This is a genomic window from Amycolatopsis sp. (assembly GCF_036008905.1).
GTDB lineage: Bacteria > Actinomycetota > Actinomycetes > Mycobacteriales > Pseudonocardiaceae > Amycolatopsis.
Genome location: NZ_DASYMU010000118.1, coordinates 1 through 14,622 on the forward strand (window position 1 = coordinate 1; position 14,622 = coordinate 14,622).

Below are 14,622 nucleotides of genomic sequence, written 5' to 3' on the forward strand. Positions count from 1 at the left end.
TACAGGGCAGATTGCCCACGTGTTACTCACCCGTTCGCCACTAATCCACCCGAAGGCTTCATCGTTCGACTTGCATGTGTTAAGCACGCCGCCAGCGTTCGTCCTGAGCCAGGATCAAACTCTCCAACAATGAATTTGATCGATGACTAAAGACAGCTAGCACTGCATCTCATTAGACACAGTCTGTCTTGCATCTTGTAAAACACTCAAAGGAACCTCATTACGAGGTTACTTTATACATAAGCTCTACTGGCTTAGTTCACTAGCACACTGTTGAGTTCTCAAGCAACACACTGAATTACTTCAAGCGATACTCTAAATTTTGGTCTCAAGCGATGCCTCATCCCCAGATCAAAACTTGGGGGTTAGCGGCCCACTCGAGGGCCGACGCTGAACATTACCCGGTCCGATCCGCGGTGTCAAACCCGCTCGTCCCTGGCGCTTCCCGTTCCCCGGGGCCTTGCGGCTCCGTTGTCCCGGTGTTCTTGGCGACATGGAGAAGATTACATGGCGGCAAACCCCCCGAAACAGGGGGGTGGCTTAACGTCATCGCCGCAGGTCAAGCCCTTGGAGCAAGCTTCACCCGATGGAAGACAGGTAGCGCGGTGGACGTCTGGCGTCCGCCGCCCGTTCATATGCGGCGGCGACGGCGAGCACGCGGGCGTCCTGCCACTGCCCGGCCATGAACGAAACCCCGACGGGCAGCTCGCCGACGAACCCGGCCGGCACGGTCACCGCGGGGTAACCCGCGACCGCGGCCGGCGTCGAGGACGGGATCACGTCGTTGTCCCCCGTCGCGCAATTCGTCTTCCACGCCGGCGGGTTGGTCGGCGCGGCGATGGCGTCCAACCGGTATCTCGCGACGACTTCGTCGATGGACCTTTTCGCGAGATCGGTCAGCTCGGCGCGCATGGCCAGGTATCCCGGATCGCCCGGGCCCGGAGCGGCCAGCGCCTGCTCGAACAGTTCCTGTCCGGCGAAGCAAGTCTGTTCGAGTGGGTCGGCCCGGTTGTAGGCGATGAGTCCGGCCAGGTCGCGGGGCACGTTCGTACGGGTGGCCAGGTATTTGTCGATGTCCCGGTGGAACTCCGTGAGCAACGCCGGGAATTCGAGTTCACCCAGTCGTGCCTGGTACGGGAGCTCCACCGGCACGACCTGTGCACCTCGCGCGGTCAGCACCCGGGCGGTTTCGGTCATCACCGCGTCGACGTCGGGTCCCAGCACCGGCAGCCGCCACAACCCGATCCGCGCTCCCCGCAACGAGTCCGCGCGGAGCAGCGAGGCGTAATCGGCCGGCTGACCGGCCGGGTATTTCGACGTCGCCGGGTCCGCGGGATCACGTCCTTGCAACGCGGACAACGTCACCGCGACGTCGACGACGTTGCGCGCCATCGGGCCGGCGGTGTCCTGTTCGGCGGAGATCGGCACCACGCCGGTGCGGCTGACCAGGCCGAGGCTGGGTTTGTGGCCGACTGTCGCGGTCATCCCCGCGGGGCAGACGACCGAGCCGTCGGTCTCACTGCCGATAGCGACCTGCGCCAGCGAAGCCGCGACGGCCACCGCCGATCCGGCCGACGAGCCGCACGGGTTGCGGTCCAGCACATACGGGTTGTTCGTCTGACCCCCGACGCCTGACCAGCCCGAAGTCGGTTTCGCGGCGCGGAAGTTGGCCCACTCGGAAAGATTTGCCTTGCCGAGGATGACCGCGCCCGCGGTCCGCAGGCGCTTGACCAGCGTCGCGTCCGCAGCGGGCTTGGTCCGCAACGCGCGCGAACCGGCTGTTGTCGGCATGGACCGGGTGTCGATGTTGTCCTTGAGGAGGACGGGAATGCCGTCGAGGTCGCCGCGTGAGTGGCCCGTTCGCCGCCGGACGTCACTGGCCAGAGCTTCGGCGAGGACTGTCGGACTGATCGTGAGAACGGCGTGGAGCTTGGGATCGATCGCGCGGATCCGGTTCAGGTACTCGCCGGTCAGGCGGACCGAACTCAGCGAACCACGCTCCATGCGGGCCTGAAGCTCCGGGATGGTGGCGGTGTCGAGGTCGAAGCCCAGGCCGCGGGCGGCTTGAGCGGCCGGCGCGAGAGCCGGTGAAACGAGGACGGCGGCGGACAACGCGAGAAGTCGCATCGTCCGCCGCCGCCCCATCACAGCGTCACAACACCGGTAGCAGTGATCGCAGCTCGTACGGGGTTACCTCGCTGCGGTAGTTGTCCCACTCGACCCGCTTGTTCCGCAGGAAGAAGTCGAAAACGTGTTCACCGAGCGCGTCGGGCAGCAGTTCCGACTTCTCCATCTCGGTCAGCGCCTCCCCGAGGTTCTGCGGCAGCGAGTCGTACCCGGCGGCCCGCCGCTCGGCGTCGGACAACTGCCAGATGTTGTCCTCCGCGGGTGGCGGAAGCTCGTAGCCCTTCTCGATCCCCTTGAGCCCGGCGGCGAGGATCACCGAGTAGGCCAGGTACGGGTTGCAAGCCGAGTCCAGAGTACGGATTTCCACCCGGCGCGACGACGCCTTACCGGGTGAATACATCGGCACGCGGACGAGCGCGGAGCGGTTGGCCCGGCCCCACGAGACCGTTGTCGGCGCTTCGCTGCCGCCGACCAGGCGCTTGTAGGAGTTCACCCATTGGTTGGTGACCGCCGAGATCTCCTTGGCGTGGTGCAGCAGCCCGGCGACGAACGCCTTGCCGGTGCCCGAGAGCTCGTACGGGTCCTCCGCGTCGTAGAAGGCGTTGCGATCGCCTTCGAAGAGGCTGACGTGGGTGTGCATCCCCGAACCGGGCTGGTTCGTGAACGGCTTCGGCATGAACGTCGCGCGCACCCCTTGGGTCAGCGCGACCTCCTTGACCACGTACCTGAAGGTCATGACATTGTCGGCCATGGTCAGCGCGTCGGCGTAGCGGAGGTCGATCTCCTGCTGGCCGGGCGCGCCTTCGTGGTGGCTGAACTCGACGGAGATGCCCATCGCTTCCAGCGTCTCGATGGCGTGCCGCCGGAAATGCGTCGCGGTGGCGTGGCTCGCCTGGTCGAAGTACCCGCCGTTGTCCGCGGGCTCCGGCTCGCTGCCGTCGTCCGGCAGGTCGGAGAGCAGGAAGAACTCGATTTCGGGGTGGACGTAGCAGGTGAAACCGGCCTCGGCCGCTTTCGAGAGCTGACGGCGCAGCACGTGCCGCGGGTCCGCCCACGACGGCGAGCCGTCAGGCATCTGGACGTCGCAGAACATCCTGGCCGAATAGTGGCCGCCTTCCGGCGTTTCCCATGGCAAGACCTGGAAAGTGGCCGGGTCGGGCTTCAACACCATGTCGGACTCGTAGACCCGTGCGAAGCCTTCGATGGCCGAACCGTCGAAACCGATGCCCTCCGAAAACGCGCCCTCCAATTCCGCGGGGGCCACTGCTACGGATTTGAGGAACCCGAGCACGTCGGTGAACCAAAGACGGACGAAACGGATGTCGCGCTCTTCCAAAGTGCGCAGCACGAATTCCTGCTGGCGATCCATGGGCGCACCCTAACCAGCACTTGTTAACGGCGTGTTTCCTGGGTCCGCGGTAGTCCCTGACCTAGTGATTTTGAACGACAGGAAAGCGGCGATGACGCAGAGCCCGCCGGCGACGTACCAGGCGAGGTCGTAGCTTCCGAGCAGATCCCTGGTCAGCCCCGCGCCGAACGCCGCGATCGCGGCGCCTACCTGGTGGGAGGCGAAAACCCAGCCGAACACGATGGGCCCGATGTCGCCGAAGTACTCCCGGCAGAGCGCCACCGTGGGCGGAACCGTGGCGATCCAGTCGAGCCCGTAGAAGATGATGAAGACCCACATACTCGGCTGGGTGTCCGGCGCGAAAAGTGACGGAAGGATCATCAGGGACGCACCGCGCAGCGTGTAGTACCCGACCAGCAGCAGCCTCGGGTCCACCCGGTCGGTGAGCCAGCCGGACAGGATCGTCCCGGCGACGTCGAACAGGCCGACCAGCGCGAGCAGCGACGCTGCCGTGGTCGATGGCATGCCGTGGTCGTGTGCGGCGGTGACGAAGTGGGTGCCGACCAGGCCGTTCGTCGAGGCGCCGCAGATGGCGAAACCGCCCGCGAGCAGCCAGAACGTCTTCGTCCGCGCGGCTTGGCGCAGGCTCCGCAGCGCGCGGAGAGCACTGCTCCCGGTCACCGGCGCGGCGGAGACCGCGGGCGGGGCGTCCGGATCGGCGCCGTACGCCGTCGTGCCGACGTCCTGGGGGTGGTTGTGCAGGAAGAGCAGCACGAACGGGACCACGGCGAGCGCGGCGAAGGCGACGACGAGCGCCGGGGTCCGCCAGCCGTAGTCCACGGCCAGGTTCGCGACCAGTGGCAGGAAGATCAGCTGACCGGTCGCGCCGGCGGCGGTCAGGACGCCGCTGACCAGGCCGCGGCGGGCGACGAACCAGCGGCCGGTGACGGTCGCGACGAACGCCATCGACATCGAGCCGGTGCCGACGCCGACGAGCACTCCCCAGCACAGCAGCAACTGCCAGCTCGACGTCATGAACACCGTCAGCCCGCTACCGGCGGCCACCAGCACCAGCGCCCAGCTCACCACCCGGCGGATGCCGAGCCGGTCCATCAAGGCCGCCGCGAACGGCGAGAAGAGGCCGAAGAGCACGAGGTTGATGGAGACCGCGGCCGAGATCGTGCCGCGCGACCAGCCGAACTCCTGGTGCAACGGCTCGATCAGCACACTCGGCACCGACCGGAACCCGGCCGCTCCGATGAGTGTCACGAACGCGACGATGGCGACTATCCAGGCGCGATGGATCCGGCGTGAAGTGGTTGTGAGTTGCACGGCCTCAGCATTACCGCTGGTGCGACCGCGAAAAAGTGGCCGGATAGCCAATATGTGCAAGAATCGGGCCATGAGCCTTTCACCGCATCGGGTGGTCGTCCTGGCCCTCGACGAAGTCGTCGGCTTCGACCTCTGCATCCCGCCGGAGATCTTCAGCTCCGCGGGCAAGCACGGGGAAGATCCGCGCTACGAGGTCCTCACCTGCGGACTCGAGATCGGTCCGCTGGCCACGACGGCGGGTTTCTCGGTGAACATCGAGCACGGCCCGGAGCTGCTGGCCACCGCCGACACCGTCGTCATCCCGGGCACGCATATCGAAGGCCCGCTCTATCACGGGACGCTGCCGGACGACCTGGCCGCCGCGCTCGCCACCCTGCGCCCGGGCACGCGACTCATGTCGATCTGCACCGGCTCGTTCGTGCTCGCCGCCGCCGGGCTGCTCGACGGCCGGCCGGCCGCCACACACTGGCGGCACGCGGACCGCTTCCGGCAGCTCTATCCCCAGGTCCGGCTCGACGCCGACGTGCTCTACGTCGACGACGGCGACATCCTCAGTTCGGCGGGGGTCGCCGCCGGGATCGACCTCTGCCTGCACGTCATCCGCTCCGACCACGGCAGCGAGGTCGCCAACCACGCCGCGCGCCGCTGTGTGGTGCCGCCTTGGCGCGAGGGCGGGCAATCGCAGTTCATCGAACGGCCGGTGCCGGAAGCGACCGGGTCCAGCACCGCGGCCACCCGCGAATGGGCGTCGAACCGGCTCGCCGAACCCCTGACCCTCGCACAGCTCGCCGGCCACGCCCGGATGAGCGTCCGCACGTTCACCCGGAGGTTCCGGGAGGAGGTCGGCGTCAGCCCTGGCAAGTGGCTGGCCCAGCAACGCGTCGACCGGGCACGGCATCTGCTGGAGAACACCGATCTCGCGGTGGACCGGGTCGCCGCCGAATCGGGCATCGGCAGCGCCTCGGCGTTGCGCCAGCAGCTCAACACCGCTATCGGGGTGGCTCCGCTGGCGTATCGGCGCACATTCTCGCGCACCTGACCAACCCCGGTAGGCTCGGGAAATGCTCCGCCGCCGCTCAGCGATAGCCGTTCTCGTAGCCGGATTAGTCGGGTTGCTCAGCGGCTGTACGTCGTCAGCCGATTCCGGCGCGCAACTGCCCGACGGTGCCGCGCTGGTGTCGGCGTCGGCAGAAGCGCTCACCCAACTGCACAGTGTCCGGTTCAAGCTGGGGGTCAGCGGCACGATTCCCGGCCTGCCGATCCGGCAGATCGACGGCGACGCGACGCTCACCGGCAGCCCGAACGGCACCGCCAAGGGCCACGCGGACATGCAGGAAGCCATCGACCGGTTCCAGGTCGACTACGTGCTCAAAGACGGCAAACTGTTCCTGACGCGCACCGACGGCACCCATGAAGAGGTCCCGGCGCAGCCGGAATACCTGCCTTCCGCGCTGCTCGAAGCGTCCGGCGGCCTGCACCGGCTGCTCACCGGCGCGACCACGTTCAAGACCGAGGTCAAGGAGAAGCTCGGCGACGTCGCGACCTACCGCGTCGCCGCCAAGCTCCCCAAAGCGGTCATCTCCTCGGTCATCCCCGGCATCCAGTCCGATGTCGACGTCAAGTTCTGGGTCGAACAGGCCGACAGCCGACGCCTGATGCGGGTCTGGATGCAGGTTCCCCCGATCGTGGCCAACGAAGGCGCCGTGATGCTGGAGCTCGCGCTTTCGAACCTGAACGAGCCGGTCAGCACGCCCTAGGGCCACGAGTCACTTCGCGCAGCGGGTGCCTTCGGCGGGCAGCTTGCCGGCGATGAGGTAGTCCGTGCCCGCCTTGTCCACACAGGTGACACCCTGCAGGAACACCGTGTGCTGGGTGCCTTCGAAGGTGAGCAGGCTGCCCTTCAACGCCTTCGCCAGGTTGACGCCCGCCTGGTACGGCGTCGCCGGGTCGTTCGTGGTGGAGATGATCAGCGTCGGCGGGATCCCGTCGACCTTCGGCAGATGCGGCTCGCTGGTGTTCGGCACCGGCCAGAACGCGCACGCGTCCCGTGCCGCGCTCACGCCACGGCCGTCGTCGAGGAACGGCGCGACCTTCACGTACTCCTCCTGCGCCTTCAGGATCGTCGCGGGATCGGTGACGCGGGGATCGTCCACGCAGCGGACCGCGGTGAAGACGTCCTGCGTGGTCCCGTAGCGGCCGTCGGCGCCGCGCTCGTTGTAGAGGTCGGCGAGCTGCATGAGGGTCGCACCGCGCTGCTGCTTCAGCTGGTTGAGGCCGGTGTTCAGCGGCTCCCAGAGTTCCTGCTGGTAGAGCGCCTGGATGGTGCCGATCGTGGCGTCGCCGTAGGACAGCTTGCGGCCGTCGCCGACGTCGACCTTGAAGTCGATGAGCCGGTTCACCAGGTCGCGGTACGCCTGTGTGGCCGCCGCGGGGTTCGCGCCGAGCGCGCAGTCCTGGCGGAGTGCACACCATTTGGTGAACTCGTCGAACGCCTTGCCGAAGCCCTGGCCCTGCGCGATCAGCGACTCCAGCGCGTCCTGCTCCGGGTCGACCGCGCCGTCGAGCACCAGCGCGCGCACGTTGTTCGGGAACGCCTCGGCGTAGGCGGAGCCGATCCGGGTGCCGTAGGAGTAGCCGAGGTAGGTCAGCTGCTTGTCCCCCAGCACCGACCGCAGGACGTCGAGATCCTTGGCGACGTCACGGGTGCCGACGTTGGCCAGCATCTCCTCGTGCTTGTCGGTGCGCTCGTCGCATTTGGTGGCGTAGTCCTTCTCTTCCTGCTCGGTCTTGGCCACACCCTGCGGCGAGCCGTCGACCTCGGCGTCGTCGAGCCTGTCGGCGTCACGCTCGGCGTCGGTCAGGCAGCGCACCTGCGGCTGGCTGGCGCCGACTCCCCGCGGGTCGAAGCCGACGAAGTCGAAGCGCTGACCGAGCTCACCACCACGGCCGGCGAGTCCGGCGGCGGCTTCCATCCCGGACGCACCCGGCCCGCCCGGGTTGACCACGAGCGATCCGATGCGCTGACCTTCGGCCTTGCTCCGGAGCAGGCCGAGGGTGATCGTGTCGGCGTCCGGCTTCGCGTAGTCCAACGGGACGGTGAGCCGCGCGCACCGGAGCGTATTACTGCGAAACGCGGACTTGGCGCTGTCGGAAGTCGCGTAGGGTGCACACTCGCCCCAGGTCAAACTCTGGCCGTAGAACTTGTCCAGACCAGTGGGTACCGGTCCGACCGGTCCACGGGTTTCGGGCGCCGACGTCGGCGGCTCGGCCGGGTTGCTCGAGGTACACGCGCCCAGCGTGACGGCGAGCAGGGCGGCGGCGGACAGGGCGACTATTCGGCGGCCGCTGATGCGGGCAAGATGGGGCACACGCGTGATGGTGCCATCCGCCTGCGGAACTCAAACGTGGTACTGCCGCGTTGGGGTGAGCGCGGGCACACGGATACACGGAACCAGGGCACGCGGTTCAGCAATACAGACGGGAGCTCAGGGGTGGCAGCACTGATCAGCCGGGTGGGTAAGCGGCTGCGCCGGATCATCCAGCGTCCGGGCAGCGTCGAGCTGACCCGATACGAAGCGCTGTTGCCGGCGATCGAGAAACTGGAACCCGAGCTCGAGAAGCTCTCCGACCAGGGGCTGACCGAGCGGGCGGCCAAGCTGCGTGAGGTCGCGGCCTTCGGCGACGACGATCTCGTCGAGGTCTGCGCGCTCGGCCGCGAGGCCGCCAGGCGCGGGATCGGCGAGCGGGCGTTCGACGTCCAGCTCATCGGCACCATGGGCCTGCTGACCGGGCATATCGTGCAGATGGAGACCGGTGAGGGCAAGACGCTCGCCGGTGCGCTCGCCGCCGCCGGGTTCGGACTGCAGGGCAAGCACGTGCACGTCGTCACGGTCAACGACTACCTCGCGCGTCGTGACGCCGAGTGGATGCGCCCGATCTACGACCTGCTCGGTGTTTCGGTCGCCTGGGTCGAGCCGCTGCACTCTCGCGACGAGCGTCGAGAGTCGTACAACGCCGAGGTCACCTACGGCGCGGTCTCCGAGATCGGCTTCGACGTCCTGCGCGACAGGCTCGTCACCAGCCCGGACGACCTCGTCCAGCCCCCTCCCGAGATCGCGATCGTCGACGAGGCGGACTCCGTGCTCGTCGACGAGGCCCGCGTCCCGCTGGTGATGGCCGGCACCGTCGACCACGCCGTCGCCGACGAAGAGGTCGCCAAGATCGTCCGGCGGCTCCGCCTCGGCCTGCACTACGAGACCGACTCCGACGGCCGCAACGCCTGGCTGACCACCGCGGGATCGTCCGTGGTCGAGAAGTCCCTCGGTGGCGTCGAGCTCTACGACGACTCGGGCTCCAGCCGGCTCGCCGCGGTCAACGTCGCGCTGCACGCGCACGCGCTGCTGACCCGCGACGTCGACTACCTGGTGCGGGACGGCAAGGTCCAGCTGATCAACGCCGCCCGCGGCCGGGTCGCCGAGCTGCAGCGCTGGCCGGACGGCCTGCAGGCGGCCGTCGAGGCCAAGGAGCAGGTCGCCGTCACCGACCGCGGCGAAATCCTCGACTCGATCACTGTGCAGGCGTTGCTCGCCCGGTACCCGAAGGTCGCCGGCATGACCGGCACCGCGGTGGCCGTCGCGGAGCAGCTTCGCGAGTTCTACAAGCTCGAAGTCGCGGTGATCCCGCCGAACACGCCGAACGTGCGCGAGGACGCGCCGGACCGGATCTACTCGTCGCCGTCGCAGAAGCTGCGCGCGATCGAGGAGGAGATCCGCAAGGTCCACGAGACCGGGCAGCCGATCCTCGTCGGCACACAGGACGTCGCCGAGTCCGAGGAACTGGCCGAGAAGCTGGCCAAGGCCGACCTGCCGTGTGTCGTGCTGAACGCGCGCAACGACGAAGAGGAAGCGGCGATCATCGCCGACGCCGGCAAGCGCGACGCGGTCACCGTGTCGACGCAGATGGCCGGTCGGGGCACCGACATCCGGCTCGGCGGCGCCGACGGCGCGGACCGCGAGGAGGTCGCCGAACTGGGCGGCCTGCACGTGATCGGCACCGCGCGGTACCCGAGCAGCCGGCTCGACGGGCAGCTCCGCGGCCGCTCCGGCCGTCAGGGCGACCCGGGCAGCGCGGTGTTCTTCGCGAGCTTGAACGACGACCTCGTGCTGTCGAACGCGCCGGACCTGCCCGACGGCATCTCCGACGACAAGGAGACCGGCGAGATCACCGATCCCGCCGCGCACCGGCAGCTCAACCACGCCCAGCGCGTGGCCGAGGGCGTCGACCTCGAGATCCACCGCAACACCTGGCGCTACACACGGCTCATCGAGCGGCAGCGCGGCGAGCTGCTGGAACACCGCGACAAGGTGCTGCGCACCGACTTCGCGGCCGAGGCGCTGGAGAAGGCCGAGCCGGAGAAGTACAAGGAGCTCACCGAGAAACTGGACGACGAGACCAAGCTCGTCCAGCTGTCGCGGGAGATCATGCTCTTCCACCTCGACCAGCTGTGGTCGGATCACCTCGCGTTCCTGACCGACGTCCGCGAGAGCATCCACCTGCGGGCGCTGGCCCGTGAGGCGCCGCTCGACGAGTTCCACCGCGCGGCGATCCCCGAGTTCCACAAGATCATCCCGCAGGCGGCGGAGCGGTCCGCGAAGACGCTGGCGGAGGCGGAAATCACCGACAACGGCATCGACCTCGCCGAGTCGGGCGTGCGGCGGGCGAACTCGACGTGGACGTACCTGGTCCACGACAACCCGTTCGACTCCGACTTCGAGCAGACGCTCAAGCGGGTGCGAAGCATGATGAAACGCGGCAAAGAGTAGGCACGCGGCTTCCACGGCGGGAGCAAGGGACCTTTACTACCGCTAGGCGGGAGTAAAGGTCCCTTGCTCCCGCTTTTCGCGTAGGTGATTGGGCACATCCGGTCGTGGCGGGAACGGTGGGTGAGCGAGAATGAGCGCATGCCGCAACTGCGCATCGCACTGGCCCAGGTCAACACCACCGTCGGCGACATCGACGGCAACTCCGCGCTGACCGTCGAGTGGACCCGCAAGGCCGCACAGGCCGGCGCGCACCTCGTCGTGTTCCCGGAAATGTCACTGACCGGGTACCCGGTCGAAGATCTTTCCCTGCGTTCGACGTTCGCCGAAGCGTCCAAAAAGGCCGTCGAAGACCTGGCGAAGGCGCTCGACGACGCCGGCTGCGGCGAGGTCCTGACCTACATCGGCTACCTGGACCGTGACGAGGTCGGCGCGCGCGACGCCGCCGCCGCGCTGTACCGGGGCAAGGTCGTGGCGCGGCAGTTCAAGCACCACCTCCCCAACTACGGCGTGTTCGACGAGCACCGCTACTTCAAGCCGGGCGAGACGCTCGACGTCGTCCGGTTCCACGGCGTCGACGTCGGCATGGTCATCTGTGAGGACATCTGGCAGGACGGCGGCCCGATCTCCGCGCTGGGCAAGGCGGGCGTCGACCTCGTCGTCGCGCCGAACGCCTCGCCGTACGAGCGGTCCAAGGACGAACTCCGTCTCCCGCTGATCGCGCGCCGCGCGGCCGAAGCGGGCGCGCCCCTGGTGTACACCAACCAGGTCGGCGCCCAGGACGACCTCGTCTTCGACGGCGATTCGCTTGTCGTCGGCGCGGACGGCACGCTGCTGGCCCGCGCGCCGCAGTTCGTCGAGCACTTGCTGGTCGTGGACATGGACCTCGAAGCGGGCGGGCACTGCGGCGACGGCGAGCTGGCCGGGCTGCACGTCCGGCGTAGCGTCCTCGGCGAGGAGCCGTTGCCGCGTTACGAAGCGTCGGCGGAACCGACGATCAGCGAGCCGCTCTCCGACGAGGCCGAAGTGTGGTCCGCGCTGGTCACGGGCCTGCGCGACTACGTGCAGAAGAACGGTTTCTCGTCGGTGATCTTCGGCTTCTCCGGCGGTATCGACTCCGCGATCGTCGCCGCGCTGGCCGCTGACGCGATCGGCGGCGACAACGTCTACGGCGTCTCGATGCCGTCGAAGTACTCCTCGGAGCACTCGCAGTCCGACGCCGCGGATCTCGCGCGGCGCATCGGCGGGCACTTCCGCACCGAGTCCGTCGAGGACATGGTGCGCGTCTACGTCGACCAGCTGCACCTGACCGGGCTGGCCGAGGAGAACATCCAAGCCCGTACCCGCGGCATGCTCCTGATGGCACTGTCCAATCTGGACGGACACCTGGTTTTGGCCACCGGCAACAAAACCGAGCTCGCCGTCGGCTACTCGACGATTTACGGCGACGCCGTCGGCGGGTTCGCGCCGATCAAGGACGTCTTCAAGACCCAGGTATGGGCACTGGCCCGCTGGCGCAACGCCGAGGCCGAGAAGCGCGGCGAAACCCCGCCCATCCCGGAGAACTCGATCAGCAAACCGCCGTCCGCCGAGCTGCGCCCGGACCAGCTGGACTCCGACTCGCTGCCGGACTACACGCTGCTCGACAACATCCTCGACGACTACATCGAGGGCGACCGCGGTTACGCCGATCTCCTCGCGGCCGGGTTCGCGCCGGAGACGATCGATCGCGTCGTGCGGATGGTCGACCGGGCCGAGTACAAGCGCCGCCAGTACCCGCCGGGCACCAAGATCACGCTGAAGGCGTTCGGGCGGGACAGGCGGCTGCCGATCACCAACGCCTGGCGCGAGGGACAGGTCTGACCAGGCCGTTAACCAAGGGCGCCGGACGTTGTCAAAGATCGACATAGATCACAGGGATTTCGCCAAGAACAACCCATGGGGCCTGTCAAACATCTCCTCTGCGTAAGCCGATCACACGCAGCGGAGGAGAAGACCATGGCGAGCACCCATAAATCGGTCAAAACCATCCGCCACGCGCTCATCGCGGCGGCAGCAGCAGGTACAGCCGTCGTCCTGGCCGCTTGTGGCAGCACGGCGGCCCCCACTCCCACCCCTTCGTCGAGCGCGCCCGCGCCGACGTCGACTCCGGCACCCACGACTCCGGCGTCCAGCCCGGTACACAACGCGCAGGCCCCCGCTCCCGTTCCCGGGGCCACCAACTGCCACGCGGCCGACCTCACCGTCGCGATCGTCGAAGGCGACGGCGCGGGCATGAGCCAGAACCGCGTCAACGTGCAGTTCACGAACAAGTCCGCAAAGGACTGCACCCTTCAGGGATCGCCCGGGGTGTCCTTCGTCCGCGAGAACGGCATCCAGGTCGGCGAGCCCGCCAAGCGGGAAGCGAAGAGCGAGGGCGAACCGCTCGTCCTGGCGCCGGGCAGGAGCGTGAAGAGCCCGCTCACGATCGTCAGCTTCGGCGTGTTCGACCAGTCGAAGTGCAAGCCGCTGCAGACGGAGGGCCTGCGGATCTACGCGCCCGGCGACACCGCGGCCATGTTCGTCGCGCGGCCCGGCGAGCAGGCGTGTTCCGCTCTGGGCGAGTCGCAGATGACCGTCGGCGTGCTGGCGGTGTGATCAGCTCAAGCTGACTTGACGCCCGGCCGTGTCGGTGAGCACCGCGACAAGGCCGGGCTTCTTGTCCTTGCGTACCAAGAACTCCAGCCCGAGCGCGTCCATCACCTGGTGGACGGCGCCGGGATCCGGGTGGACGCCGGTCATCATCAGCAACGGGATGACCGGCAGGCCACGGCTCGTCGGATGCGGTGTCGAACCCCAGTCGATCAGGAACGGCGCGAGCCCGTCGAGTGCACCGGGCGGGGTCAGGCGCCAGCTCAGGAGCTCGTTTTCCGCGGTGCGGCGGGACATCTCGGCGGCGTCGCCCGGGTCGTAGCCCTTTTCGCGCGCGGTGGTGATCGCGGCGTCGAAGTCCTCGGGGTGCACGGACCAGGTGACGAGCTTCGCTTCGGTCAGATCGTCGATACCGAACGGCCTCGCTTGTGCGGGTGCGGGTTGCTCCGGATCCGGGCCGATGATTTCCAGGTACGCGTCACGGCCCAATCCGGCGAGGTAGTTCGCTGTCCCGAGGCCGACATGCGAGCCACCGCGAACGGGAGCGACCCCGGTCAGTTCGGTGACGTGAGCGACGGCTTCGGTCAGATCGGGCGCGGCGTAAACGAGGTGATCCAGCACACGCGAATAGTAGCGGTGAACTAACCTGACTCCATGACCGCCGACGGATTCACGTTCTTCGACACCGCCATCGGATCCTGCGGTATCGCTTGGGGCGCAAGCGGCATCGTCGGCACACAGCTGCCCGAAGACAGTGACGAACGGACCCGCGCGCGGATGGCCTCCCGTTTCCCCGGCGCCACGGAAAGCGTTCCACCACAAGGGATCCAGGACGCCATCGAGGCCGTCATCGCGCTGCTGGGCGGCGCTTCCCTCGATCTGCTGGACATTCCGCTCGACATGACCGGCGTGGCCGAGTTCGACGTCCGCGTGTACGACGAAACGCGGGCGATCCCGCCGGGCAAGACGCTTTCGTACGGCGACGTCAGTGCCCGGCTCGGACTGCCCGGCGCGGCGCAAGCTGTCGGGCAGGCGTTGGGGCGCAACCCGTTCGCGATCATCGTGCCGTGTCACCGGGTACTCGCCGCCGACGGGAAGATGCACGGTTTCTCCGCGGGCGGCGGGATCACCACGAAACGCCGGATGCTCGTCATCGAAGGCGCCATCGACGACGAGCCCACGCTTTTCTAACTCTCGGCGGACTTCTTCTAGTGCTGTGTCCACGAACGTTGTCGGTCTATCGGTGGATCCAGGTTTCTGTCCGGGTGCGCCGCCGGAAGGTCCTCGTACTGGATGTACTTGGTCCTTCCGGCGGTGCGGCCGGCAGGAAGCTGGGCCGCCGAGAGGCTGGCAACGTTTGTGGAC

Annotated in this window: 11 protein-coding genes and 1 rRNA gene; 6 read left to right on the forward strand and 6 right to left on the reverse strand. The window is 67.8% G+C overall.

Annotation, left to right across the window (positions count from 1 at the left end; all coding sequences use genetic code 11):
* From VGP60_RS21500 to VGP60_RS21515, 4 genes are all read right to left on the reverse strand, one after another.
* A 16S ribosomal RNA gene (locus VGP60_RS21500) occupies nt 1-130 on the reverse strand; the annotation flags it as partial.
* A 449-nt stretch (nt 131-579) separates the two neighbouring features.
* A complete protein-coding gene (locus VGP60_RS21505; RefSeq protein ID WP_327549855.1) occupies nt 580-2,145 on the reverse strand; it encodes an amidase in 1,566 nt (521 codons plus the stop codon).
* A gap of 7 nt (nt 2,146-2,152) precedes the next feature.
* Nucleotides 2,153-3,496 carry a type I glutamate--ammonia ligase gene (gene glnA / locus VGP60_RS21510; protein WP_327549846.1) on the reverse strand — a complete coding sequence of 448 codons (1,344 nt, stop codon included), beginning with the start codon at nt 3,494-3,496 and terminating at the stop codon, nt 2,153-2,155.
* A gap of 9 nt (nt 3,497-3,505) precedes the next feature.
* Nucleotides 3,506-4,879 carry an MFS transporter gene (locus VGP60_RS21515; RefSeq protein WP_327549847.1) on the reverse strand — a complete coding sequence of 458 codons (1,374 nt, stop codon included), beginning with the start codon at nt 4,877-4,879 and terminating at the stop codon, nt 3,506-3,508.
* On the opposite strand from VGP60_RS21515, the gene VGP60_RS21520 reads away from it, so the two are divergent.
* Together VGP60_RS21520 and VGP60_RS21525 are read left to right on the forward strand one after the other, a co-directional pair.
* Nucleotides 4,878-5,846 carry a GlxA family transcriptional regulator gene (locus VGP60_RS21520; RefSeq protein WP_327549848.1) on the forward strand — a complete coding sequence of 323 codons (969 nt, stop codon included), beginning with the start codon at nt 4,878-4,880 and terminating at the stop codon, nt 5,844-5,846. The genes VGP60_RS21515 and VGP60_RS21520 overlap by 2 nt on opposite strands.
* 22 nt (nt 5,847-5,868) lie before the next feature.
* On the forward strand, nt 5,869-6,564 hold the full coding sequence (locus tag VGP60_RS21525) for an LppX_LprAFG lipoprotein (protein ID WP_327549849.1): 696 nt from the start codon (nt 5,869-5,871) through the stop codon (nt 6,562-6,564).
* A 9-nt stretch (nt 6,565-6,573) separates the two neighbouring features.
* On the opposite strand, the gene VGP60_RS21530 is transcribed toward VGP60_RS21525, so the two are convergent.
* A complete protein-coding gene (locus VGP60_RS21530) occupies nt 6,574-8,175 on the reverse strand; it encodes an alpha/beta hydrolase (RefSeq protein WP_327549850.1) in 1,602 nt (533 codons plus the stop codon).
* Nucleotides 8,176-8,298: 123 nt separating this feature from the next.
* Between VGP60_RS21530 and secA2 the strand changes: the two genes are divergently transcribed.
* The 3 genes from secA2 to VGP60_RS21545 all read left to right on the forward strand — a co-directional run bounded on the left by secA2 (nt 8,299) and on the right by VGP60_RS21545 (nt 13,263).
* Entirely contained in the window at nt 8,299-10,629 is a 2,331-nt protein-coding gene (gene secA2, locus VGP60_RS21535) for an accessory Sec system translocase SecA2 (RefSeq protein ID WP_327549851.1), read from the forward strand.
* A 138-nt stretch (nt 10,630-10,767) separates the two neighbouring features.
* Nucleotides 10,768-12,489, forward strand: coding sequence for an NAD+ synthase (locus tag VGP60_RS21540; protein WP_327549856.1), 1,722 nt, complete (start codon nt 10,768-10,770; stop codon nt 12,487-12,489).
* Between the two features lie 135 nt (nt 12,490-12,624).
* Nucleotides 12,625-13,263 carry a DUF4232 domain-containing protein gene (locus VGP60_RS21545; protein ID WP_327549852.1) on the forward strand — a complete coding sequence of 213 codons (639 nt, stop codon included), beginning with the start codon at nt 12,625-12,627 and terminating at the stop codon, nt 13,261-13,263.
* On the opposite strand, the gene VGP60_RS21550 is transcribed toward VGP60_RS21545, so the two are convergent.
* Nucleotides 13,264-13,878 (reverse strand): VOC family protein, encoded by a 615-nt coding sequence (locus VGP60_RS21550; RefSeq protein ID WP_327549853.1) that lies wholly within the window; start codon nt 13,876-13,878, stop codon nt 13,264-13,266.
* Nucleotides 13,879-13,911: 33 nt separating this feature from the next.
* Between VGP60_RS21550 and VGP60_RS21555 the strand changes: the two genes are divergently transcribed.
* A complete protein-coding gene (locus VGP60_RS21555; RefSeq protein ID WP_327549854.1) occupies nt 13,912-14,448 on the forward strand; it encodes a methylated-DNA--[protein]-cysteine S-methyltransferase in 537 nt (178 codons plus the stop codon).
* Nucleotides 14,449-14,622 lie beyond the last annotated feature (174 nt).